Annotated in this window: 22 protein-coding genes and 3 pseudogenes; 13 read left to right on the top strand and 12 right to left on the bottom strand. The window is 58.4% G+C overall.

Annotation, left to right across the window (positions count from 1 at the left end):
• Positions 1–26 precede the first annotated feature (26 nt).
• The 7 genes from ACWGS9_RS28485 to ACWGS9_RS28515 all read right to left on the bottom strand — a co-directional run bounded on the left by ACWGS9_RS28485 (position 27) and on the right by ACWGS9_RS28515 (position 7,012).
• Positions 27–1,154 (bottom strand): S-(hydroxymethyl)glutathione dehydrogenase/class III alcohol dehydrogenase, encoded by a 1,128-nt coding sequence (locus ACWGS9_RS28485; protein ID WP_454508370.1) that lies wholly within the window; start codon positions 1,152–1,154, stop codon positions 27–29.
• A 61-nt stretch (positions 1,155–1,215) separates the two neighbouring features.
• On the bottom strand, positions 1,216–2,031 hold the full coding sequence (locus tag ACWGS9_RS28490) for an ABC transporter permease (protein WP_454508371.1): 816 nt from the start codon (positions 2,029–2,031) through the stop codon (positions 1,216–1,218).
• Positions 2,024–2,872, bottom strand: a complete 849-nt coding sequence (locus ACWGS9_RS28495) for an ABC transporter permease (protein WP_454508399.1) — start codon at positions 2,870–2,872, stop codon at positions 2,024–2,026. Before ACWGS9_RS28495 ends, ACWGS9_RS28490 begins: the two co-directional genes overlap by 8 nt.
• 53 nt (positions 2,873–2,925) lie before the next feature.
• Entirely contained in the window at positions 2,926–4,035 is a 1,110-nt protein-coding gene (locus tag ACWGS9_RS28500; protein ID WP_454508372.1) for an ABC transporter ATP-binding protein, read from the bottom strand.
• 274 nt (positions 4,036–4,309) lie between these two features.
• Positions 4,310–4,726, bottom strand: a complete 417-nt coding sequence (locus ACWGS9_RS28505; protein WP_454508373.1) for an amidohydrolase family protein — start codon at positions 4,724–4,726, stop codon at positions 4,310–4,312.
• Between the two features lie 44 nt (positions 4,727–4,770).
• Positions 4,771–5,676, bottom strand: a complete 906-nt coding sequence (locus ACWGS9_RS28510; RefSeq protein ID WP_454508374.1) for an amidohydrolase family protein — start codon at positions 5,674–5,676, stop codon at positions 4,771–4,773.
• Positions 5,677–5,914: 238 nt separating this feature from the next.
• The gene (locus tag ACWGS9_RS28515; RefSeq protein WP_454508375.1) at positions 5,915–7,012 is read right to left on the bottom strand and encodes an ABC transporter substrate-binding protein; all 1,098 of its coding nucleotides are present in this window, start codon (positions 7,010–7,012) and stop codon (positions 5,915–5,917) included.
• A 252-nt stretch (positions 7,013–7,264) separates the two neighbouring features.
• On the opposite strand from ACWGS9_RS28515, the gene ACWGS9_RS28520 reads away from it, so the two are divergent.
• The 6 genes from ACWGS9_RS28520 (at position 7,265) to ACWGS9_RS28545 (ending at position 14,134) form a co-directional block, all read left to right on the top strand.
• A complete protein-coding gene (locus ACWGS9_RS28520; protein ID WP_454508376.1) occupies positions 7,265–8,707 on the top strand; it encodes an amidase in 1,443 nt (480 codons plus the stop codon).
• Entirely contained in the window at positions 8,668–9,933 is a 1,266-nt protein-coding gene (locus ACWGS9_RS28525) for an ABC transporter substrate-binding protein (protein WP_454508377.1), read from the top strand. The genes ACWGS9_RS28520 and ACWGS9_RS28525 overlap by 40 nt, the downstream gene beginning before the upstream one ends.
• 140 nt (positions 9,934–10,073) lie before the next feature.
• Positions 10,074–11,459, top strand: coding sequence for an amidohydrolase family protein (locus ACWGS9_RS28530; RefSeq protein WP_454508378.1), 1,386 nt, complete (start codon positions 10,074–10,076; stop codon positions 11,457–11,459).
• A 187-nt stretch (positions 11,460–11,646) separates the two neighbouring features.
• A complete protein-coding gene (locus tag ACWGS9_RS28535; RefSeq protein WP_454508379.1) occupies positions 11,647–12,624 on the top strand; it encodes a helix-turn-helix transcriptional regulator in 978 nt (325 codons plus the stop codon).
• Positions 12,625–12,734: 110 nt separating this feature from the next.
• Positions 12,735–13,658 (top strand): beta-keto acid cleavage family enzyme, encoded by a 924-nt coding sequence (locus ACWGS9_RS28540; RefSeq protein WP_454508380.1) that lies wholly within the window; start codon positions 12,735–12,737, stop codon positions 13,656–13,658.
• A 92-nt stretch (positions 13,659–13,750) separates the two neighbouring features.
• Positions 13,751–14,134, top strand: a complete 384-nt coding sequence (locus ACWGS9_RS28545) for a PaaI family thioesterase (protein WP_454508400.1) — start codon at positions 13,751–13,753, stop codon at positions 14,132–14,134.
• Here ACWGS9_RS28545 and ACWGS9_RS28550 read toward each other — a convergent pair.
• Genes ACWGS9_RS28550 through ACWGS9_RS28560 form a run of 3 tightly spaced genes read right to left on the bottom strand, consistent with a single transcriptional unit; the run spans position 14,131 to position 18,087 of the window.
• Positions 14,131–15,282 carry a M20 aminoacylase family protein gene (locus ACWGS9_RS28550; RefSeq protein ID WP_454508381.1) on the bottom strand — a complete coding sequence of 384 codons (1,152 nt, stop codon included), beginning with the start codon at positions 15,280–15,282 and terminating at the stop codon, positions 14,131–14,133. The genes ACWGS9_RS28545 and ACWGS9_RS28550 overlap by 4 nt on opposite strands.
• Before the next feature lie 30 nt (positions 15,283–15,312).
• Positions 15,313–16,674 (bottom strand): aminotransferase family protein, encoded by a 1,362-nt coding sequence (locus ACWGS9_RS28555; protein WP_454508382.1) that lies wholly within the window; start codon positions 16,672–16,674, stop codon positions 15,313–15,315.
• A 39-nt stretch (positions 16,675–16,713) separates the two neighbouring features.
• Positions 16,714–18,087 carry an MmgE/PrpD family protein gene (locus tag ACWGS9_RS28560; RefSeq protein ID WP_454508383.1) on the bottom strand — a complete coding sequence of 458 codons (1,374 nt, stop codon included), beginning with the start codon at positions 18,085–18,087 and terminating at the stop codon, positions 16,714–16,716.
• Between the two features lie 268 nt (positions 18,088–18,355).
• Here ACWGS9_RS28560 and ACWGS9_RS28565 point away from each other — a divergent pair, with 268 nt between their 5' ends.
• Both ACWGS9_RS28565 and ACWGS9_RS28570 read left to right on the top strand, forming a co-directional pair.
• Positions 18,356–18,808: a tyrosine-type recombinase/integrase gene (locus ACWGS9_RS28565; RefSeq protein ID WP_454508384.1), complete on the top strand. Its 453-nt coding sequence runs from the start codon at positions 18,356–18,358 to the stop codon at positions 18,806–18,808.
• Positions 18,809–18,812: 4 nt separating this feature from the next.
• A pseudogene (locus ACWGS9_RS28570) lies at positions 18,813–18,956 on the top strand (IS630 family transposase); the annotation flags it as partial.
• 16 nt (positions 18,957–18,972) lie between these two features.
• Here ACWGS9_RS28570 and ACWGS9_RS28575 read toward each other — a convergent pair.
• On the bottom strand, positions 18,973–20,571 hold the full coding sequence (locus ACWGS9_RS28575; protein ID WP_454508385.1) for a phytoene desaturase family protein: 1,599 nt from the start codon (positions 20,569–20,571) through the stop codon (positions 18,973–18,975).
• Between the two features lie 303 nt (positions 20,572–20,874).
• Positions 20,875–21,555 (bottom strand): LuxR C-terminal-related transcriptional regulator, encoded by a 681-nt coding sequence (locus ACWGS9_RS28580; protein WP_454508386.1) that lies wholly within the window; start codon positions 21,553–21,555, stop codon positions 20,875–20,877.
• A gap of 127 nt (positions 21,556–21,682) precedes the next feature.
• Here ACWGS9_RS28580 and ACWGS9_RS28585 point away from each other — a divergent pair.
• From ACWGS9_RS28585 to ACWGS9_RS28605, 5 genes and pseudogenes are all read left to right on the top strand, one after another.
• A pseudogene (locus ACWGS9_RS28585) lies at positions 21,683–22,247 on the top strand (CoA transferase subunit A); the annotation flags it as partial.
• A 188-nt stretch (positions 22,248–22,435) separates the two neighbouring features.
• A complete protein-coding gene (locus tag ACWGS9_RS28590) occupies positions 22,436–22,813 on the top strand; it encodes a transposase family protein (RefSeq protein WP_454508387.1) in 378 nt (125 codons plus the stop codon).
• Positions 22,814–22,838: 25 nt separating this feature from the next.
• Complete coding sequence (locus ACWGS9_RS28595) at positions 22,839–22,991, top strand: hypothetical protein (RefSeq protein WP_454508388.1); 153 nt, start codon at positions 22,839–22,841, stop codon at positions 22,989–22,991.
• Between the two features lie 97 nt (positions 22,992–23,088).
• Complete coding sequence (locus ACWGS9_RS28600) at positions 23,089–23,451, top strand: site-specific integrase (protein WP_454508389.1); 363 nt, start codon at positions 23,089–23,091, stop codon at positions 23,449–23,451.
• Positions 23,400–24,167, top strand: a pseudogene (locus tag ACWGS9_RS28605) (IS110 family RNA-guided transposase); the annotation flags it as partial. The gene ACWGS9_RS28600 and the pseudogene ACWGS9_RS28605, both read left to right, overlap by 52 nt.
• Positions 24,168–24,327: the final 160 nt, after the last annotated feature.

A 24,327-nucleotide genomic window follows, 5' to 3' on the forward strand; every position in this document is an offset into this window, starting at 1 on the left:
TGGGTTCCTCTACCAGTGGTTTTGCTTCAGTAAACCACCACGCTGCGGATCGACTTGCCCTCATGCATGAGGTCAAAGCCCTTGTTGATGTCTTCGAGCTTCAGCGTGTGCGTGATCATCGGGTCGATCTGGATCTTGCCCTCCATGTACCAGTCGACGATCCTCGGCACGTCGGTGCGGCCGCGCGCGCCGCCGAAGGCGGTGCCCATCCAGCTACGGCCGGTGACCAACTGGAACGGGCGCGTCGAGATCTCCTGGCCAGCGCCGGCGACGCCGATGACGACGGACTTGCCCCAGCCGCGATGCGAGGCTTCCAGCGCCTGGCGCATCACCTTGGTGTTGCCGGTGCAGTCGAAGGTGTAGTCGGCGCCGCCGATCTGGTCGGCGCCGCGCTTGGTCATGTTGACGAGGTAAGGCACGATGTCGCCGTCGATCTCCTTCGGATTGACGAAATGCGTCATGCCGAATCTTTCGCCCCAGGGCTTCTTGTCGTTGTTGACGTCGACGCCGATGATCATGTCGGCGCCGGCAAGGCGAAGGCCCTGGATGACGTTCAAGCCAATGCCGCCGAGGCCGAAGACGACGGCAGTGGCGCCTTGCTCGACCTTGGCGGTGTTGATCACCGCGCCGATGCCGGTGGTGACGCCGCAGCCGATGTAGCAGATCTTGTCGAAAGGCGCGTCTGGGTTGACCTTGGCCAGCGCGATCTCGGGCAGCACGGTGAAGTTGGAGAAGGTCGAGCAGCCCATATAGTGGAACAGCTTGTCCTTCCCCATCGAGAAGCGCGAGGAACCATCCGGCATCAACCCCTGGCCCTGCGTGGCGCGGATGGCGGTGCACAGGTTGGTCTTGCGCGACAGGCAGGACGGGCACTGCCGGCATTCCGGCGTATAGAGCGGGATGACATGGTCGCCCTTCCTGACCGAGGTCACGCCCTTGCCGACATCGATCACCACGCCGGCGCCCTCATGGCCGAGGATCGCCGGGAACAGCCCTTCCGGATCGGCACCCGACAAGGTGAACTCGTCGGTGTGGCAGATGCCGGTCGCCTTCACCTCGACCAGCACCTCGCCTTCGCGCGGCCCTTCGAGGTCCACCTCCATGATCTCGAGCGGCTTTCCGGCTGCGACGGCAACGGCGGCACGCGTTTTCATCGTTTAGGTCCTTGATCTCGCTATGTTGAATGAGTTCGCCACTACCTCGTCATCATGACGGTCAACTGTTGCTTTCTGCTCTCTGGGATAACCGGACCGCACTCATCAAGAGGATCGAGATGCCGACGATCAGCGTTGAGACGACCGCAATTACTGGGGTAAGGTTATAATCGATGTCTTCAAACAGCTTTCGGGTGATGGTTTTGCCCTCTATGCCCGAGATGAAGAACGAGACGGTCGCCTCGTCAAAGGATGAGACAAACGCGAACACTGCACCTGTAACAATGGCTGGCGCAATCTGGGGCAGGATCACTGCGAAAAAGGCTCGCCAGCGTGATGCTCCGCAACTCAGGGCCGCCATCTCGAAGATAGGGTCGAACCTCTGTAAGGCCGCCGAGACGGTCAGCACCACGTACGGGACTGTCAGCATGGTGTGCGCCAAAAGGAAGGCGATGAAGCTGCCGGTCAGCTTGAGGGGCGCGAAAAACAGGTACAAAGCGATCGCGATGATAATGTGGGGAACAATCAGCGGGCTGAGGGCAAGTCCCAAAACAAGTGACTTGCCCGGCAGATCACCGCGGACAAGCGCGACGGAAGCGAGCGTTCCAATGATTGTCGCCGTGATAGTCGTGAACAGGGCTATACGCAGGCTGAAAAAGGTCGCAGCAAGCCAATCCGGATCAGTGAAAAACTCAGCATACCAGTGCAGCGTAAGCCCCTTAGGCGGAAACTCGATGTAAGGGGCATTCCCAAACGAAATCGGGATAACGATCAGCGTCGGTAGTAGCAGGAAGAAGAGGATCAGCGCGACGACGATCGCGAAGAGTGCCTTCCCGACCAAAAGCGACGGTTGCGCAGAATGACTTGTGTCAGACATTCCCGAAGCCTCCGGTGCGCGCAAGAACCCTGCGGAATGTGAACGTTAGCAGCAATGTCGCCGCAAGAAGCACTGTGGCGAGAGCCCCGGCAAACGGCCAATCAAGCACTACCGTGGTCTGCTGGGCAATCAGCGTCGCCATCGTCATCGTCTGTGGCCCGCCGACAAGGGCAGGGGTGACGTAGAACCCAAGGGCGAGGATAAACGTCATGAGCGAGCCCGCGAAAACACCGGGCAGGCTCAATGGCAGGGTGATCTGGTAGAAGGTGGTGGCTCGTCCGGCACCAAGGTTCGCAGCGGCCTGACCGAGCTCCTTAGGTATCGTCCGCAGGGTGCTGTAGATGGGCAAGATCATGAACGGCAGTAAGACGTGGGACATCGCCACGATTACGGCTCCTTCGGTATAGATCAATCGCAAGGGCTGTTCGAGAATACCGGTTTTCAGAAGTAGTTGGTTGACTACCCCCTGCCGCTGCAGAAGCAGGATCCACGCATACGATCGCACCAGGACGGAGGTCCACAACGGGATGAGTACACACGCGGCGATCCACAGAGTGTAGCGGCCTCGGGTATAAGCCATGGCATAGGCCACGGGATAACCGAGCAGGAACCCCACAACTGTTGCGACGAACGCCACCCAAAATGTCCGCAAGAGGATTTTGGCATAGATTGGCTCGGCAAACAGCCGCGCATAGTGTTTTAAGGTGAAATCGGGATCGACGAGGCTTCCCGCCAACATCTTGCCTACCGGGTAAAGAAAAGAGAATACCAGCAGCAGTAGTAGAGGCAGCAGAAGCAGAGCCGTCAGGCTGGCCGAATATTTGCCGCCACTGCCGATCATGAGGCGATTTTTCAGGCTGGGCATATGCGGAGGGAGAGGTCCAGAGGTGGCGCTCACTGATCGGTCCCCCGGGCGAAGAGATGGATAGCTTCTGGTCTAAACGAAAGGTCAACGCTCTCACCCCGCGCAAATGTTTGGCTCCCATGGCTGACTGGCAACTGGACATGGATCGGGGGACCTTCCCGGCCGTCAAGGTCAACAAGAAGGGTCTGGTGCGTACCAAGGTAAATCGAGGTGGCAACTTTGCCGGATACCCCGTCACCCGTGCCAGTACCCCGTTTTTGAACAGTGATGCTTTCAGGGCGCACGGCCGCGACTAACCGGGTACCTTCTGGGAACCTTCCTGTTTCGCTCGGCCGTCGCGCCACGGTAAAGCGCGCGGTGTCGAGAAGGCGGACTTCCGAGCCAGCGGCGCTTGCGCCAAGATAGTCGACCTCAAGGAAGTTCATCTTTCCGATGAATTCGGCGACGAACGGGGTCGACGGGTTCGCGTAAAGGTCTGACGGTGAGCCAATCTGGGCGATCCGGCCGTCATCCATGACGGCAATACGGTCTGACAGGGTCAGGGCTTCTTCCTGATCATGCGTAACGAAAATGACGGTTACGCCCAGGCGCTGCTGTAGTGTTTTTATTTCAATCTGAAGTTGTTCGCGGAGCTTCTTGTCAAGGGCGCCGAGCGGTTCATCCATCAAAAGCACCGGAGGTTCAAAAACGAGCGCTCGGGCCAAGGCGACGCGCTGCTGCTGACCACCCGACAGCTGCGATGGCCTTCGATCGCCATAAGAGCCCAAGTGGACCAGATCGAGGGCCTCACTCACACGGCGGTGAATCTCAGCTTTGGGCGTTTTCCGCATGCGAAGCGGGAAAGAGATGTTTTCCCGTACCGACATATGCGGGAACAGCGCGTATTTCTGAAAAACCATACCAACGTTGCGCTTGTTTGGCGCAACGCGCGTGACATCGGTCGCGCCGACCCGAATGACTCCCGATGTGGGTAACTCGAAACCCGCGATCATCATCAGCAACGTGGTCTTGCCCGAACCCGATGGGCCGAGCAGAGACAAGAACTCACCCGGCTGAACGTCGACCGAGACCCCGTCCACTGCCGTGACGGCCCCGTATTGCTTGACGATCTCGCTGACCGTCACACTCGAACCTTTCATGGAATTCCCCATTCCTTTTTGTTGTGGTGCCCATCCTTCCATACCGAGGGAACACTTATAAGGGATATTGGGGGCTGTGTGCCGGCTGGGAAAGCCTTTTCCGCGCGCGACGGATTATGAAGCCGGACTATTGGTTATGGCTGATGAGGTTGGAAGCGATCGGCCTGTGTGTTTCATCAATTGCGTGCTTTCGATAACATCGAATATCGTTGCCGTACTCGGGAGGCACTCGTTTTAATGGGTCGAGAGCACGGCTTCCACAGGGGCCTCATCTTCAGTTATACAATCTGTCAGTTAGAGTATCACGCTGCCGGAGTGCTTCGGCGAGGATCGCGTCTTGGTCCATGGTCGTGAGCCGACCTTTCTCCAGAACAATCCTTCCATCAATCATGACGGTATCAACCGGGATCATGGACGATGAAAGCGCCAATAGGATGCCCGTGTCATCACGCCAGGAGTGATGGGTTATGTCGCGGGCCTCTCGGATCACGACGTCCGCCCGCTTTCCGACCGTTAAGCTTCCAAGCCGATCGCCAAGGCCAAGATTGTTCGCCGCGTCGATCGTTTGCATGTAAAATGGATCTGCATCGTTCAGCCGTTCTCCGGAGGATGCAGAAAGGTAAAGACTGACGAGGCCTGCGATACCAATCGGATCACTTCCAATCGTATCGACGCCCAGCGAGACACTCACTCCATTTCGATAAAGATAGGGAAACCAGCATTTGTGCGGGGGCGTTACCCTAAACCGCAGAGATTATTTGGGCACCATGAAATGCCGGGCTTTTCGGAAATGATGAGCGCCACATCGGCTTCATCAAGAACGTTCATGTGGCCCAGCAAGGTACTAGGCCCCAATGCACCTAGTCTATGCATTCGGACAGCGCCGGTGTCTCCCCGCTTTTTTCTCTCGTCTGCAACGGCTTCTGGCAAAAATGACTGGTGTTGCCAAAGAATGACATTTGAGTCGGCAGCCAGTCTAACGGCTTCACGCGTCAAATCATCGGTTGCGGTCCCTTCGCCATAAAGACCAACGTATCCGCGCACCAGAGCGTCTTTGTCATTGTTGCGACCAATCTCACGCTTGCATTGGTCTATGACGCGTTTGGCATCAACCGGCGCTCGGCTCAACAGTGCGCCATTTACCAGCTCGGGCAAAATATCGGCAAATGACGACATATCATCCCAGCCGTACGGCGCCGATACCATAGCGCGAACCCCGCACGTCGTCATTGCCTCGGCAAAGGCATCCGTTTCAAACACCGTTCCCGGCTCGAAGAGCAGGGTGAAGCCGCGTTGGAGCATGGAGCAGGCAGCTGCTGCTGAGTAGGCCGCCGTAATCGATGGATCGGTTGCAGCCTTGAGTGTTGAGTAGTCGAGCTTCGTTGGCGAGAACGGCGCGCCATGATACGCCATGGCCGTCATATGCAAATGCGTTTCTATAAAGCCGGGATGTACTAAGTTTCCGGCGGCGTCGATTGACCTGTGACCCTGGTATGCGGACAGGATTTCAACCTCGGGGCCGACAGCAACAATGACGCCGTCTTTGACGGCAATTGCTCCCGGGCGGTAGTGGGGCTGATTGCGATCTCCTGTGAAGACATCGCCGTTGTAAATAATTGTGCCGACTATGATTTTTTGCACTTAATTGCTCCTGATGGCCGTCTATAAGACCCGCGCCCGCGGCTATTGGCGTGTCATGTGGGCTTTTGAGCATGGCGTGATGCCGCAACCTTAAACCGACTGTTCATCACAGTGGCCCGCCCTACACGGGGTCGCTCGGTCCGGTCGATAACGAATTGACAGGTGTGCGACCGTGGCTCAGAGGTTCCCGGAACGCGGCTCCTAGAAGGAGCCGCGCCTGCGGCTTGCACTACCTCGCTCACTGGGCGAGCCAGCTATTCCATCGTTCAAGGATTTTGGCGCGCGTGTCGCTATCCTGGGCAAGTTGATCCGCATCGACCATGCTTACCCAGTTCTCTGGATACGTCGCCCGCTGGATCCGTTCTGCCGGGGGAAGCGGATCATTCGCAAACCTGTTCGCTGAGTCAGCACCCACTTGCTTGTTATGAGCAAAATGTGCTTCGGGCCGAGTGATGAAGAAGTTGAGGAACGCCTTGGCCGCCTCGGGATGCGGAGCGTCTTTAAGTATTGACCAGTAGCCCACGTCTTTCGGTGCGCCTTTCCATACGATGTCAATCGGAAGCCCCTCATTTTTTAGGGGGATAGCGCGACTAACGTACATCATGGACATTACGACTTCGGAATTTCTCCATAGCTGCTGGCTCTGGTCACCGCTCGTCCACCAAACTTCAACATAGGGCTTGATCTGATCAAGCTTACGGAACGCACGATCCAGGTCGAGAGGCAGGAAATTTTCTGAAGTGACACCATCAGCGTACAGAGCGACTGCGAGTACCCAAAACGGGTCATTTGGTAGGGCCCGTCGACCCGGAAATTTTTTCAAGTCCCAGAAGTCGGCCCAAGTTTTTGGTGCGCTATCTGACGGAAACAGTTTGCTGTTGTAAGCGAGCACACCTCCGCCGATCCCCCTTAGAATGCCGTACTTGTGACAAGTGCCGGGAATTCCGTCGGTCAGGACATTGGGTAGTTCGCCGCAGTCGCCGAAGTCGTGGAGGTATTGGCTCTCTGAATAAAAATCAGACGGGTTTGCCGAGACGATATCCCAATCCATAGTTCCAGATTGAGTCATGGCCTTTACTTTGGTCCATTGTTCGCCTTGGCTGATTGCTACCGATCGGATTTTTACCCTAGTCAATTCTGTAAATGGATCATAAAAATTTTTCTTGAGCGACTTTTCGAATGACCCGCCTGACGCAACAATCACAAGTTCTTTTTGGAGTGATTGTGAGCCCCCCGGGGTCTGGGCGGCCGAATGGGCCGGTGATCGTGCGCTTTGTGCCAAAAGCAAGGCTGATGTCCCTGCAAGAAAGACACGGCGGGTAGTTTTCACCTTCATAAAAGTTCCCCCTGGTTATTAGGCACGCATCATATTCGGCCAAATAGCGCCCTTTAACTCTTGTGATTCGTTATGCTCGGCACGCAACTGTTATTGTTATGATCGAGCGCCGCCCCAATCCGAAGGCTCGAGAGGGGCACAAAACCTGCGGTGGAGATAACAATCGAAGGTGCCCCATAATAAATGAGACTTGGCCGCCGGATGGTGAGTTGGGAGTGTTAGAGGGTTCGCCCCAGTCGTAAAGAGCTTCCCTTGAGAATCGATGAATACGTCACTCTCGACGCCGTCGAGTTAGCCTCCCTGGTCAAGGTGGGGGACATTACACCCCGCGAGCTGGCGCAGTTGGCGCGCCGAGCGTGTGAACAGGTCAATCCCACCCTAAATGCCGTAGTCGAGTTTTATGAAGATGCGGAAACGGTTGCCGGGGCCGATGCAGGACATTTCCAGGGCGTCCCTTTTCTGCGCAAGGATATTGGCCCGGCAGAGGCGAACCGCCTCCAGGAAAAAGGATCCCGATTGTTTCAAGGTCATCGGCCGGTAGCTGACGGGTTCTTCTTTCAGCAGGCACGGAAAGTCGGTCTGCGAACGGTGGGCAGAACCGCTATATCTGAGCTCGCAATGTCCGGAGCGACCGAAACCCTCCTTCACGGCATCACACGCAACCCGTGGAACCCAGATCTTACCGCCGGTGGTTCTTCCGGTGGGGCAGCAGCAGCTGTCGCTGCGGGGATCGTTCCCATAGCGCACGCCAGCGATGGTGGTGGCTCGATCCGTGGACCTGCGTCTTGGTGCGGCCTGGTTGGGTTGCTCCCCTCCCGAGGGCGTATTTCCTCGGATGGGAATGAAGACCAAAGGGGAGGCCGGTCTCGCGATTTTGTTCTGTGCCGGAGTGTTCGCGACATGGCCGCCGCCCTTGACGCCTTTTCCGGATACCACGCGGGCGATGCTTTCGTGATCGTGAAACCGGAACGACCCTACATAGACGAGCTTGAGCGTCCTACCGGACCCCTAAAGATTGGAGTAGCCCGCAGGACCTGGGGACATTTGCCCGTTGAGCCCGAGGTTGTCCAGGCAGTCGATGATGTGGCAAAGCTGCTTGAAGGTATGGGGCATCAACTGACGGGAATCCCGGCACCCTTTGATTTTGAAGAGTTCCTTGGCCTCGCCCTGTCAGAGGCGGGAACTTACATGCTCTGGGTTGAAAATGTGGCGAAGGAAATGGGGCGTAGGCTTGATCTTGACGGCCTCGAGCCGATCAATCTTCGATATTATGAATATGGTCAGAGAGAACTCGCCGCCAGTCCAAATGTTCTTGCAATACTGGCACGGCAGGATGCAACGGTTCGCCGCATTCGCAGGCAAGTGGCTGCGGCAACCGGCGCCTTTGATGTTCTTCTGACGCCCACGCAACCGTTCGTCGCACACTCTCACGGAGTTCACAGTTTGTTGGACGCGGAAAGTTCCGCCGAAGAGTGGACAGCACAAGGTTACAAGGGCTGCCATCTGCCGATCTTCAACGTCACCGGGCAACCGGCGGTCTCGCTCCCGCTTGCGACTAGCTCGAGCGGCATGCCAATTGGCGTTCAGCTTGTAGCTCACTTCGGCGACGAAGCCACACTAGTGAGGATCGCGCGCGACTTGGAAGAGGCGTTGCCGTGGAATGGACGGCGCCCGCCGGTTCTTGCGACTGGCTGAAAATTGGCAAATTCCTGGGAGCCCATAACAAACCCAGCATCCGCATAACGTTTCGCCCATTAACAAAATTAGCCGTGTGGCAGAGCTTTCAACCGGAAAAGAAAAGCAAAAGGGGAATATGCATGTTTAGCAGACGCGATATTCTAACAATCGGGGCGGCAGCGGCAACGTCGGTTATCATGCCCCGGATCTCCCTTGCGCAGTCGACAGCGTCGCTGGTCGAGACAGCCAAGGCGGCCGGCGAAGACCAGGTTATCATTTCGATGGGAAGCGGGGTCTATCTCGACCTGATGAACGAACTGTTCTTCGCGCCCTTCACCAAAGAATCTGGCATCAAGGTCGTTCCGACCGGAGGCGGTCAGTCAGAAGGATTGGCTCAACTCAAAGCAATGACGGCAGCCAATACGGTCGAATGGGACCTGATCGGCTTGAGCTATGAAGTGGCACAATCGAAAGAGTTCAAGCCATTCCTCGAAGACTTGGGTGACCACTGCAGCAAGCTCCCCAATGTCGTCTCCAATGGCATTAAAGGGTCATGCTTCGGTACGGCTGTCCTCTGGGATCCAGGTGGATCGGTCCTCACGTACGACGAGCAGGCTTTTCCGAACGGAGGCCCGCAGAACTGGGCTGATTTCTGGGATGTCGAAAAATTCCCCGGGCCGCGCTCACTTCCAAACTTCAGCCCCTGGGTCGTGCTGATGGCGGCCCTGATGGCCGACGGCGTTCCCGCGGATAAGCTATATCCCTTGGATGTGGATCGCGCCTTCGCCAAGCTTGACAAACTGAAGCCGAACATTGCGGCGTGGTGGACAAGCGGCGACCAGAGCCAGCAGTTGCTCCGAACCAAGGAAGTGGTCGCCTCTATGCTCTGGAACGGGCGAGCTGCCCGCCTGAAGGAAGAAGGCGCCTCGATCAAGTATACATGGGACGGCGCCATATTCGAAGCACAGCTCTTTGGTGTGATCAAGGGTGGCCCTCACCCGAATGCTGCCAAGGCCCTTCTGGATTTTATGTACACCCGCCCCGAAGCGCATGCAGCCTTCATCAAGAAGATGCATTACTCGCTCCCAAACAAGGACGCGGCCGCACTACTCGATCCTGCCGTTGCGGCGGACTTGGTGACCGCACCACAGAACTGGCCGAAAGTTGCCCGTATGGACGGCGACTGGATTGACGCAAACCGCGCAGCGGTGACCGAACGCTGGACCAAATGGATCACGGGATGATCTGAGCGGCCGGTGTGAGATAATCCGCTTATACTCGACCGCGGCTGCGCCGACCGGCGTGTCGCGGTCGCTGGCGGCCGGTTTCAAATGACACAATCGACCCCGATGCCGCTTAAGCGAACTCAATCGACAAGAAGCACATGATGCAAAAGATAACAGCCGACATCCTAGTCATCAACGGTGACATTTTCAGCGGAAACCGGGCGATGCCCCATTTCAAGCCTGGCGCCATCGCCATCAAGGATGGTGCGATCCTAGCGGTAGGGCCGGAGCAGAACATTCTGGCTGCCTATGATGCCGCGAAGAAGATTGATGCCCGGGGCGCGCTTGTGCATCCGGGTCTGATCGAGACCCACATGCACATGACCGGCATGGCCTATCATGGCGCGCCTTTTTCACCCCAGAGCGGGCAGGGCACGAAGTTGAATTACGCCGCTCTCAAGGTGGCCACGACTCCGGAAATTATGTCCGCTTATTCGGCAGCGGCCGCCTGTTCGATGCTGCAGCGCGGTTTCACGCTTCATTTTGAACCGGGAACGGTATTTGAAACGGATGCATATGCTGACGCCATGACGCGCGTCGGTATGCGTGCGATGGTATCCGCCCCGTTCGCCTGGGATGACATTTCGTCATTCCGCTCCATTTTTCCCCAGCTTCACAACGATGCCCTCGAAGAGCGCGCCCCTGCGGGAGCCAAGCGGGCCGTCGACGAATGGACCTACGAGCTCAAACGGAACAAGGACGAAAATGCGCTCGTTCGCGGGTACGTCTGCCTGTACGGCGAGGGAACCGCCACGGACGAGCTGACAATAGAAGCGGCAAAAATCGCCGCGGACAATAATGTCATCCTGTGGCAACACCAGTCTTTCTTGGCCGAGTTTGTTGCTGACGAAAAGCGCAAGCGCGGCGATTCCGGGGCAGTACGCATGCACCGTCTTGGCGCCCTGCGGCCGTCCACGATGTTAGCACACATGAACGTCCTTGATCAGGAAGACGTGGACCTGATCATCTCGGAAAAACCCGGCTTGTCCTGGTGTCCGAACAACGCCCTCGGTTACCGCGTGACGCCGCCCAACAAGTGCTGGTTCCCCTATCTTTACAATCAAGGTGTGAGCGTGTGCCTGGGGGTCGATACGACGATTGTCCATCCAATAGGCATAGCCGGGTTGCTGAGCCTTTACCTGTCGGCGTCGTTTGGCGAACGCTTGAACGACGCAGATCCCTTCTACATGCAGTCCATGGACGCGGCCCGAAACATCGGCTTAGGAGACCGGATCGGCAGTCTCGAAGTTGGCAAGCGGGCCGATATTGTGATTCGAGAGGCGCGCGACATTACGCACCACTCGTGGCGTGATGACACGGGCATCCTGTTGGCGCTTTCATCGTCCATGATCCCGGTTGATACCGTCCTTGTTGATGGCAGAGTCATCCTCGAGAAAGGACGCCTTGTTTCTGCGGACCAAGATGCGATTTTGGCTGAAGCGGTGAGCCAACGGGACGCGCTCGCAAACCGCTTTAGTTCCTAGCGTAAGGCCAAACGGCTTGCTCCAGCGAGTGCGACAGTTCGCCTGCAAGCCGACAGGGCAACACACCCGGCGCGATGCGGTTGCCTGCGCTATTGACAGCCCTCCATGCCCGACCCATAGTTGGCTTACGACTAGGGAACGCTAGCTAGAGGTCTGGTCTCCTCCGAGAATGACGAGCCCGGTTGCCATGGCGCAAAGCCTCACGAATACCGATGAGTTCCTCCAGAATCTGAGCCGCGGCAGCCGGTTTGTGGTCCAGCGAACGGAGGACAGCGACGTTTCCGGAGAATATCGCGTCCTGCCTCCTAACGAATATGCGTCGGGTCACGTAATGGGGTACTATGACGCCCGCAATCCTAGCCTGACGATTCGTAACGTCGAAGCCCGGTATGGGTTCTCCGACGACGAGCCGGGACTTGGTCGGTTGGTTTTCCTGCTTCACCTGGCGGGTTCACGGTGCATCGAGCTTGGTGGGGTACATCGGGTTGAACTTAACGGCCCGACCCTTGGGGTCTATTATCAACCACGCGGTGTGGGCAAGCGCAGTACTTGGATACGGGGAACCAATGAGACATCGCTGACCGTTGGTATCTGGCCGGAGACCCTGTCTGAGATTTTCGGGTTTTATCCAGGTTGTCTCCCGGATTTCTCGAGTACGGGGGCGGCGAGGGGAGAGGCGTTCCTCTACTCGCGGCCACTGCCTTTTACCCTCATGTCGGCCGCGGAACAGCTGCTCCACCCGCGTATCCACCCGATTCTAGCCCGCAATTACATCGCGACAAAGTCCAGCGAGCTTCTCTACCTAAGTTTGAGCACGCTTCTGACCGACCACGAACAGGTGAGCCGACCCGGTACAGCACTTGATCGGGTACAGCAGGTCAAAACACTGGTCGACGCCAGCTTGCGGAATCCGCCGTCATTGACTGAACTGGCCGCAAGGGTAGGGGTCTCGGCGCAGGAGCTGTCCAATGAGCTTCGCGCCGAAACCCGAGTGGGGTACGCGCAGTACGTGACGGATCGGAGGATGAAGCGCGCGCGATTGCTGCTTGAAGGAGGGGATACTCCGCTCAAGCAAGTTGCCTTCGAGGTCGGCTACGGCCACACCTCAAACTTCTGCGCTTCCTTCAAGCGACATTTCGGTATGACGCCGAAGCATGCGCGGTGACGCTGAGCAATCGTTCGCGCGCATAATCAATTCGATCCGAGGATAATTCATCAGCCTCGCGCCGCGTCGCAGGGCGGGCCATGGTTCCGATACTAAGTACGGAGCATCCCATGGCGACCACCCGCAAGGTTATTATCACTTGTGCCGTGACAGGCGCAGCTCACACACCGACCATGTCGCCCCATCTGCCGATTACTCCTGACGAGATCGCGGACCAGGCTATCGATGCGGTAACCGCCGGAGCTGCGATTGTCCACTTCCATGCACGCAATCCGGAGGATGGCCGGCCGACGCCGGACCCGGATGTCTACGCGCCTGTTATAGAACGCGTTTCCGCAGAAACCGATGTTGTCATCAACATTACGACCAGTGGCGGGGCAAAGACCACCGTGGCCGATCGTATGGCGGCGGCCTTGCGGTTTAAGCCTGAGCTCGCCTCCCTCAACATGGGATCGCTTTCCCCCTATGGTCGCCAACGCATCCTAGAAAAGTTTGACGCATGGCAGCACGAGTGGGAACGCGAGCTTTTCACGGCGGCGCCGTCGCGCGTGTATCCGAACACCGAGGAAATGATTTCAGAGACGATCCGTCAGGTCGGCGCCGGCGGCACCAGGTTTGAATGTGAATGTTATGACGTCGGCCATCTTTACAATGTTGCCTATTTCGCGGAGATCGACCTACTCAAGCCGCCGTTCATCATCCAGACGGTGTTCGGCTTCAGTGGCGGCATCGGTCTCGCAGCTGACCATGTGACCCATATGCGGACGGTCGCCGACAGGCTTTTTGGCCAGGACTATCATTGGTCGGTGCTTGCTCCAGGCAAGCACCAGTTCCGGTTATGCACCATGGGTGCGACAATGGGCTCGAACGTCCGCGTCGGCATGGAGGACAACCTCTACCTTGAGCGGGGGAGATTGGCCCGATCCAACGCCGAGCAGGTCGCCCGAATGCGGGACATCCTGACACTACTGGGCCTGGATGTTGCAACCCCCGACGAGGCCCGCCAGATCCTTGGGCTGAAGGGCCGGAGCTGAGAGACCTCATGGTAGACGCACCGACACCAGGAGGGGAACGCAAGCCTGTCCGCGCGGAAGCGGGTCCATGGTCGGTCGAAGATATCCGCCGGATGCCCCTGCAGGGGTTCCAACGCTCTCTAGGGATCGTAATTGACGACGTGGCGCCTGACGTCGTCACCGCCCACATTGACATTGATGAGCGGCATATGAACTCGGGGAGTGCAGTGCACGGGGGAGTCCTGATGGCCCTTGCGGACAGCGTCGGAGCCATGGGTGGCTTACAGAATCTCCAAGCCGGGCAGCAAACCGCAACGCTCGAATCGAAGTCCAATTTCGTTAGGGGATGCGTGGGATCACGTCTTTGTGCAGAGTGCCGGCCCGTACACCTGGGGCGGAAAACGTCGGTCTGGCACACGGTTCTGCGCGATGATCAGGGGCGCATTTGCGCTCACGTGTGGCAGACACAGCTGCATTTCGAAGCAGACAAGGGCTAGCTCGCGGCGCCCTTCATAAGCTCAATCCAGAGCCGCATGCCTACGGGCAGCGCATCATCGTTGAAGTCGTAAGCGGGGTGATGCAGCCCTTGCGTCGGCCCGTTACCCATGAAAATGAATGCGCCCGGTGAGGCTTCCAGCATGTACGAGAAGTCCTCAGCGCCCATGACCGGTGTAAACGTCCTGTCGACGGCCCGTTCTCCAAAAACACGCGCAGCTGCATCGCCGAGTTTGCGGGCCTGGGCAGCGTGATTGCGCGTCGAAGGGTAGCCCCGCCGGTAATCTATCTCAACCTCGGCGCCAAACGCGCGGGCCACCAAAGGGACAATCTCTTGGACCCGCCTTTCAAGAAGATCGCGGTTTGCCGTTGAAAGTGTCCGAACCGTGCCCTTGAGAACCATCTCGGGGGAAATCACGTTGTAAGCCTCCCCCGCGTGCATGGAGGTCACCGAAAGGACCGCGGGGTCGACAGGATCAACTTCACGGGAGACAATGGCCTGCAGGGCAACGACGATGTGGCTGCCGACCACGATCGGGTCAATCGATTCATGAGGCCTGGCCGCGTGTCCACCGCGACCTCGCACAAGAATGTCAAAGCGATCCGAAGCGGCAAGCATAGCGTTGTCGCAAATAGAAAATCGGCCGACGTCCAGCCCCGGCCAGTTGTGCAGTGCATAAACCTCTTCGAGGCCGAAATCCTTGATGAGGCCGGCGTCAACCATTACCTTGGCGCCGGCACCACCTTCCTCGGCCGGCTGAAAGACTGCGATCAGTCGTCCTGGAAACGTTCGGTTCGCGGCGAGATGGCTGACTGCCCCAAGGAGAACGGCCATATGGCCGTCGTGGCCACAAGCGTGCATCATGCCGTTTTGCGTCGAGGCGTAAGGTAGTCCCGTGGCTTCGATTATTGGCAATGCGTCCATGTCCGCGCGGATGGCAATGCTTGGACCCGGTCCAGCCGCACCTTCAACAACGGCAACCACGCCGCTCTTCCCATAGTCGGTAACAACCCTGTCGCACCCGAATGCGCGTAGCCGTTCGGCTACAATTCTCGCTGTATGAGGCAGGTCGAAGAGCAGCTCTGGATGACGATGAAAGTCATGGCGCCACTGGCGCACGACCGGGAGAATATCATCACCAGGAAACATGAACCACCTTGGGAGTTGGAGAGCCGAGTTCTAGGAATTTTCACTCTCGAAGATACGGAATGTCTCGGTGGTGAGCTCCATAAACAGGTCAAGCTCTTGCTCGGTGATCGTGAGGGGTGGCGCCGCCATGAACCATTCGCCGAATTTGCCACTCGCAGCACGTCGCGAATAAAGGTGAAGCCCGAGGTTCCTGGCGATATCGGAAATCTGGTACGAGGCCTGCTTCGATCCCGGGAACATGGTCTTGGTTGCTTTGTCCTGAACGATTTCAACGGCATTCAAGAGTCCGAGCCCTCGGACATCCCCAATGGTCCTGCTCTTGTCCTTGAGGGCGTTGAGCCTCTCCCGGAGCAGGTGGCCCATACGCGTCGCGGTGGCCATCAAGTCATTGTCCAGCAACTCCCGCAGCACGGCCACTCCGATCGCCGAAGACAGCGGATTGCCCGAATACGTATGGCCATGAAGGAACCCGCCAGATTCCACAACCTTGTCGACGATCCGGTTGGGGGCGATCATTGCCCCGAGGGGCGTATAGCCGGCACTCAGTCCCTTGGCGCAAACAACCAGGTCCGGCAGCGCGTCCGGCCAATGGTGCGCCGCAAGGAACGTGCCGGTGCGACCTGCACCGCACATTACTTCATCAAATATCAGGAGGACGCCATGGCGGTCACAGATCTGGCGGACTTTCGTATAATAACTGTCTGGGGCTACCAGAGCACCGGTCGCGATGCCACCGACTGGCTCCATGATAAAGGCGAGCACGGTTTCCGGGCCCTCTGCCAGGATCTGCTTCTCCAAAGCGTCGGCACAATGGTCTGCATAGCTTTCGACTGTAAAACCTTCCGGCACTCGGTAACTCAGGGGTGACGGGACCTTTGGCATGATCTGCATGATCGGCCCGAACATGGCATCGCGGTCAGGATCACCGGTTACGGCAGCGGCGCCAAGCGTGGCACCGTGATAGCCGGGGAGGCGGGCAAGTACCTTCCAGCGGTCGCGTTCGCCGTTCACATAGGCGTACTGGCGGGCGAGCTTAAGAGCCGATTCAACGGCCTCCGAGCCGCCTGAAACAAGAAAAGTCTGGTCGAAGCCCGGCCCTGCCAGCTGCGCGATGAGCTTGCAGAGCTCATCCGTAGCGTCGCATGTGAATGCGGTCCGGATCACATAGCTGATGCGGTTTGCCTGGTCTAACATGGCATCTCGGACCCGTTCGTTGCCGTGTCCGATGTTTGCCGCAACTGCCCCGGAAGATCCGTCCAGGTAACGCTTGCCATTAGCGTCCCAGAAGAAGATGCCTTTCGCGTGCGAGACGGTAAGAGTCTCTGAAACCCCCCGGCCGGCGTAGAATGCTTTGGCCGAGGATTCTTTCTGAACCGCACTTTGGGATTGCATCATTCTGTTCCTGACTTCTGAAGGTTGTAAGCGGACGCCTTAGGCAGCGGCCGAAACTCGTTGGAGAACGTCTCGAACCCGTAGGCTCTCAATCTCGAGGACCGCGTCACGGATCGTTTCCGCGACTGTTAGCCCGAGGACAGGTGCAGTGATGGTTAAGAATTTGGATTCAACTTCGGGCCGATCGAACGCTGGCCCCCCAGGAGCGCCGGTTGGGACCTCGGCGTCGGCAAGCACCTTAGTTCCGTCATTCAATGTGACGGTCACCCTGGCGGGCAAAAGCCGCTTGGAATAAAATTTGTCATCCGCACCTTCAAGGACTGACAACTTCACGCGGGAAGCAGTCTCCTTCAGCGCGGGGTCGAGCAGGTCGCCGTCGCGCAAACCGGTTGTTGAAGACTTGTCGTGTAGTTCAAGGGCTACGGCATAGGGAATATGGAATGCGGCCTCGACCGTTGAGCCGGGCCAGGGACCATTGAATTCCCGGACAAATTCGCCAACCGTCTCCACGCGCACTTCCTTGACTTCCGGGGCCCAGAACGGTTGGTCGCCCTGAAGCCTTCTGAGTGCGTCAACGGTTGTGTGGATCCACCTGCACACACCGTATGGCTTGAAACCGGTTTCAAGGATGAAGAAGCGGTTTCCCCACGCGGCCGTGAGCGCGCTCTCGTCAAACCGGTCGGACCCAGCCATGGCCCAAAAACCGTCGTCGCCGTCGAAGATTGTCCGGTTTCCATGGAAACCGGCACGCACCAGCTCGACGGCGGTGATTGCGCCTTTGTTCGCCCACCCATAGTTGTTCTTGAGCAGGCTCATAGGCCGCGAATGGAATTTGCGCAGGTAGGGGAGGGGAGCGTGCATCGCTGTCAACCCGAAGGCATCGGCAACTTCGACATTGTTGAAACCGTGAAGCCGGCTTGCGGCGCTGCAGGCACCAAATATCTGCCATGACGCGAGACCCTTCACCTGCCGGTCTCGCTCCTCACTGGGCCGGAGTGCCGTGCCAAGCCGGAGCGACATTTCATATCCGCAAACCACCGCCGCGATGAGCTGTTCGCCCGTAGCGCCGGTCTGTTCCGCCACCGCAAGAGCGGCAGGTATGATCGATGCGCCCGGATGACCGAACAGTACGAAGGAATCGTCCAGGCTGAGCATGCTCGCGCTGGTCGCGTTGGCGTGAGCGGCATTGGCTACCGTCATGCGATTCATGGTGCCAAAAACCGTGCTAGGCCCGCCGCCATCCGTTCCGGCAAGGTATCCTCTCATCATCCGAGCGCCTTGTGTCGCGCTCCCAGCGATCATGCACCCGATATGGTCCAAGAGCAGGAGCTTCGCCTTGTCGCGGACGTCACCAGGCAGGGCGTTGAAGGTTGTGCCGGCGACCAGGCCGGCAATATGTTCGGTCAGCAACATGAACCGGCCTCCGTGCTCGCGGTCCGATCCAGATCGGCAGGAAACTTGGCCGGCTGATGAGCCCGCCGCGGTCATATTTATTGTCATGACCGTCACTTTAACTGCCCTGTGTTCCGGGGGGCAGCGCCACTTCGTTATGGGGACTTCCGCATTGTTATTCGATGCCGACCCGTCAGTTCCTCGGCGTCGACCGAATCCGAGACCCCGAAAGGAGGTGGCCCGGCAGTGGCGAAAGCCTCATATCTACTCTCCTGCCGACGTACGGCGAATGCTCGACACTGCCCGTTCGTATCCCTCGCCGCGGGCAACACTTCGTCCGTTGAGCATCTACACCATGCTGTTGCTGGCCTACTGTGCGGGTCTGCGGCGCGGAGAGTTGGCCAGGCTGGATCTTGGTGATGACGTTAAACCCGGTGACGGCACCATCACGGTTCGACAGACCAAGTTCTTCAAGACCCGAATCCTGCCACTCCCCGACAGTGTGATGGCCGAACTCCTGACCTACATCGCTGCACGGCGTCGGGCTGGCGCACCGCAGGATCCACACTCCGCCCTGTTCTGGCACGTCCACGGCAGATCCCACTACACGCCCGAAATGATCACCTGGATGCTTACAGACATTATACGTCGCGCCGGGTTGAAGCCGTTGCAAGGGCAACTCGGGCCTCGCGTTCATGATCTTCGGCACTCGATGGTCGTGACCCGTATCCTTGAATGGTGACTTCAATTTCGCCAAACTCAACGCGCTGCTGCGAGCAAAGGCCGAGAGAACCATCAAAGCTCTGTGGGACGGGGCCGGCGCGGTCGTCGACCTCTTCACCCCAGCCGAATGTGCCAGCTACTTCAAAGCCGCAGGATATGAACCGGATCAAATAGGACGTGCTCTTAGTAGGCGTTGCGTTTTCCGAGGTCCGCGAGGATTTCGCGTGCGGCATTGTGGCCCGGGACACCCGAAACGCCGCCACCAGGATGGGACGACGCGCCGCACTGGTAAAGCCCGCGTATCGGTGACCGGTAGTCGGAGTAGTGGGCGGCTGGCCGTTTGAAGAACATCTGGTTGATGCTCATGTCGCCATGGTTGATATGGCCGTTTGGAATATTGAGTTGATCTTCAATATCTTTCGGCAGCAACAACTGGGTGTCGATGATGCCATTGGAAAACCCGGGTGCAAACTGGTCTAGGGTGTCGAGCACGGATTTCAAGAATCGTGGCCTCTCCTGGCCCCAGGATCCGTATGTCAGTTCATAGGAGGTGTGGCCACCATAAATCTGAATGATGTGCTTGCCTTTCGGCGCAAGACCGGGCTCCAGCACAGTTGGCTGGGTGATGATCATCGAGGGCTGGGAGGAGTACCAGCCAGGCGCGGCTTCGACGTAGGCCCGTTCAAGGTACTCCATATTCGGTGCGATTTGGACGATCGCCGGATTATCCATCCGGGCCTCCGCCTTGTTGTAAGAGGCATAGTTCGGCAAAGCCTCGCAGGCGATATTTAACTTGAATGCCGCACCCTTCGTCTTGAAACGCTGGATTTCGGCCACGAACTCGGCGGGCAACTCGGACTCTGAAACAAGCCTTCCGAAGAGGAGCTTGGCGTTGAGGTTGCCCACGATTGTTTTGGCGTGATATTCGGTCCCGTCCTTGGTAACAACAGCTCTCGCGCGCCCCTCACGGACATCGACCTTGACGACATCCTGTTCGGTCAGGATTTCGACACCGTGGGCGCGCGCACAGTCTGCCATTGCCCGGGTAATCGCCCCCATGCCCCCGACAATCTGACCCTTGATCGCGTCCGCCTCAACCCGACCGGTGCTCCCACCATGGAGCGCCAGCCACGCAGATCCAGCCGACCGCGGACCGATCAGGCTGCCACCTACCGCAAAAGCGAAAGCTGCCTTGACTTCGCTGCTCTCGAACCAGCGGCTGAGATATTCCTCGGAACTTTGCGTGAAGAGATCAATCAGCTTATAAAAGTCGTTGCCGACCATACGGTTTGCCCATAGGAACTTGGCGGTCTTCATGCGCCCGGGGAAGGACTCCGCGACAAGGTCCACGGGAGTTTGAAGCTTCAAGTCATGGATGAACTCGGCAACACCTGCCAGGTGAGCACGGAATTCGGGGTAACGGGCAGCATCGGACTTGGAAAAGCGTGAGAGGTTGGCCTGTGTCTCGGCTATGTCGCCGCCGACCATCATTGAGCGCGTATCATCAACCGGTCTAAACACGCGGTAATCGGCCTTGAATGACTTCAGGCCATACTTTTTGAGTTCAAGATCCGAAACCACTTTGGGATGGATCTGGGCCCCCACGTACGAGTATACCGAAAAAGTGAAGCCCGGAAACACCTCCTGGGAGAGTGCTGCACCGCCGATCACATCGCGTCGTTCGAGTACCAGTACCTTGAGGCCGGCCTTGGCAAGGTAGCAAGCGCAAGCCAGCCCATTGTTTCCACTGCCGATGACGATTGCATCATAATTCTTGCGCATTTCCTGCCCGTACCTGACTTGCGCCTGCGAGGTGAGCGGCCGCACCCGTTGGCTGGTTGTTATCGATCCGTGCATCACGCACTGGCGCGAGGTGGAGCGAGCGCACGAACACTGCCTAAGCTTGTGACATAAGCGGGCGGCGGGTGATCCGTTGTTTTATTATGGCTTGGCCGGCGTTGTTATGAGCAGGGCCATGGAGGATGACCCGTAGTGTCAACCGGCGGTGCTTTCCAGCCGAGCAAATCCCACGGCAACTATTCCACAGGCGAGTGCCCTGACCAAAATCGAAAATACGGCCGCCGCTCATTGGAGATACTGGATACTGTTCATCGGATGCGGGCTATCTAAGCAATGGGCAGTAGAAGCATAACAGATCGTGGCGACATAAGGTTTCCACTCAGCGCACATTTCGCGGAGCCTGTCTATCGGGCGGGCAAGTAACCGCGCCACCAGCTCGGACGTGTTGCGCACCCTGAATTTCGCAATCATGTTCGCCCGATGGACTTCTACAGTCCTCAGGGAGCAACCTATCGACCGGGCCATTTCCTTGCTGGTGAAGCCGTTAACAAGATACCGCGCAATCCGAACCTCTGCCGCGGTCAGGCTGTGACCCTGAGTTTGTTCGACAGCAACCGGGCGATAAGACCAGATTGCCAGTTCCTGAGGATTATCTCGATCAAGCGCGGCACCATGCGCCTCCATCCAAACTGTCTCGCCATCCTTGCGGCGCATGAAACGCGTATCGCGGTGGACGGGATCGTTTTGCATAGCGCGGCGAGCCTTTTCGCCGATCACCTCATAATCGGTTTGACCGGGGTAAAGCACCCTCATCGACTCGCCCTCTACCTCCCGGATAGACCAACCAAAGACGAATTGGACCCGATAGCTTGCCCGCAGGATGACTCGATTTGAAAGCACCAGAGTCGCGTTTGGCGCATTCAGGAAGCCAATGCGATCAAGATTGCCTAGGTTTGAACTTGGCACATTAAGCCTCCACGTAGGGACTACGTATTCTTACCAATGGTCGCCTGCGACGCAATCCGCAAAGTTGCCGCGAAAGTGGAGGGCGAGGTGAGTAAGGTTTTTCCCAGTGCAGCAATTGCGCTGGGCGGCTGGCACCAAGGATCTGACAATCGCGTCGAACAACTGCGGTGTCGACGATTTTGGGCTTGGCGTACTGCTGAAGACGAAGCAGAGATGATCTCTTCTTATGTTGGCGAGAACGCCGAGTTCATGCGGCAGTATCTCAGTGGTGAGCTGGAGCTCGAATTTAACGCTCAGGGCACACTCGCCGAACGCATGCGCGCCGGCGGCGCCGGAATCGCTGGCTTTTACACGAAGACTGGCGTTGGCACAGTCGTCGCCCAGGGAAAAGAGCACAAGACGTTCAAAGGTGAGACCTATGTGCTCGAGATCGGCATTGTAGCGGACGTGGCGATCGTCAAAGCCTGGAAGGCTGACACCTCAGGCAACCTCGTATTCCGCAAGACGGCCCGCAACTTCATCCCCCGGCGGCAACGTGTGGCAAGATCTGTGTCGCAGAGGTTGAAGAGATCGTGCCGGTCGGCAGTCTCGAACCCGATCAGATTCATCTGCCCGGGATTTACGTGCATCGCTTAATTCAGGGCGAACACGAGAAACGCGTCGAACAGCGTACGACACGCGTCGCAGCTTAGACGGAGGGAATGTGGCTGGATCGGGACCAGATGGCGTAACCGAAAGCGATTTGCGCAGCGCTACCGAAGCGGCAATCGTAAATCAACCCGGGGTTATCGTGACCCACGGCATTGAACTCGGGTTAACGGCGGTTTCGGGATTGCGACGGTCCTGATTCTGTTGGTGGCGTTGTTCGGAGAGCACCGCCATGCATGAGACTGCCGAGAAGCCGCGTCTGCGGCTGTTGCTGGACCATTTCGCCCTGATTGAGGATGACCGGGAGGGGTGGCGGGTGGCGCATCCTCTGTCTGAGGTTCTGCTGCTGGTTGTCTGCGGCACGATCGCGGCGGTCGATGATTTCGAGGACATCGCCGATTGGGGCGAGGACAATCTGGCCTTCCTGCGCCGTTTCCTGCCATATTATCACGGCATTCCCGGCGCGCCGCTGCGGTTGCTGGTGAACCGGATTGATCCGGGCTGTTTGCGAACTGCCTCCCGTCCTAGGTGGCGGCGAGGCGTCCGGACGCGCGACGGCGATGGTGGCAATAGACGGCAAGACTTCGCGCGGCAGCCACGATCGTCCTAGGGGGCGGGCCGCCCTGCATCTGGTAATGGCATTCGCCACGCGCGAGGTCTCGTCACCGGTCAGGAGGCGGTCGCCGAGGGAAAAAGTCGCCGCGGCGATCACGCAAGCCGGCACCGACTATCTTCTCGCCGTCAAGGCCAACCAGCCGGGCTTGATGGGCGAGATCGAGCACTTCTAGACGACCCCGCCACCTGCTCCGTCGACCGCTGCGAGGACACTGACAAGGGCCACGGCCGCATCGAGCAGCGCCGCGTCGCCGTCTCTACCCAGGTCGATTGGCTCGCCTGCCCGGCGTCGCCGCCAAGCTGCATTGGAGCGGTCGCATTCCCGTCGATCTCAGCGAAGCCGTGATCGCGCCGGTGCAACTGCGCCTCGAGCGACCGCGGCGGGCGCTCGCCTGGGAGGATGTGCAGCGCCTGCTGAAGGCGGTGGATCGGTCGACACCGATGGGACTGCGCGATTACGCGCTCCTGTTGATGATGAGCACCTACGATCTTGGAGCGGGCGAGGCTATCCGCTTGCGGTTCGAAGACATCGATTGGGAAGCCGACGCTCTGTCGGTCGTTCCGCCGAGGACGCGCGGGCCGCGCAGCCGAACAAGACCGACCGCAATGATGCGCGCGGGATCGCGCAGATGATGCGGGTCAATCTGTTCCGCCCGGTGCATGTCAAGACTCTGACGAGCCAGAAGCACCGGACGCTGCTGACGGCGCGCAAGCTCTTAAAGGACAGGGCGATTGCCATCGAGAACGACATCCGCGGGCTGTTGCGCAACTTCGGTCTCAAGGTTGGCAAGGTCGGTGCGGTCAAGTTTGAGGAGCGGATCCGCGAGCTCACCGAAGGCATGCCCGATCTGGCCGAGATCGTCGAACCGTTGCTCGACGCGCGCCGCAAGCTGCGGCAGAACTATGCCGCCCTGCACCGCAAGCTTCTGGCGATCGTCCGGGATGATGAGGTTTGCCGCCGGTTGATGTCGATCCCCGGTGTCGGCCGCGTCGTGTCGCTGGCCTACACCGCGACGATCGATATCCCCGCCCGCTTCCGCAACTCCAAGGCGGTCGGCCTGACGCCGGCGCTCCATGAATCGGGCGAAAGCCGCCGGATGGGCGGGATCTCGTTATGCGGCGACGGCATGATGCGAACGTTGCTCTACGAGGCCGTGCAGACCCTGCTGACGCGGGTGACGAAATGGTCCTGGCTAAAGACCTGGGCGATGGACATCGCCAAGCGGCGCGGCCAGCAGAAAGCCATCGTTGCGCTCGCCCGCCGGCTGGCGGTGATCATGCATCGCATCTGGAGCGACGGCACACAGTTCCCCTGGCCCAGGACGGAAAGCATGCCGGTTGCCGGCTGAACAATTGACATCGCCCCCGATAGACGGGGTCATAAGAGTTCCACCCATTCTTCTGAATCCCCATAGAGGGCAGGGCCAGAGCGCCGATCCCGGAGAGAAGCAAGGCCCCGCGAAAGACGTCCAATGCCGGCAAAGCGAAAAGAGAAGGAGGCGCTTGACT

The sequence above is a fragment of the Mesorhizobium sp. Arg314 genome (genome assembly GCF_053714275.1).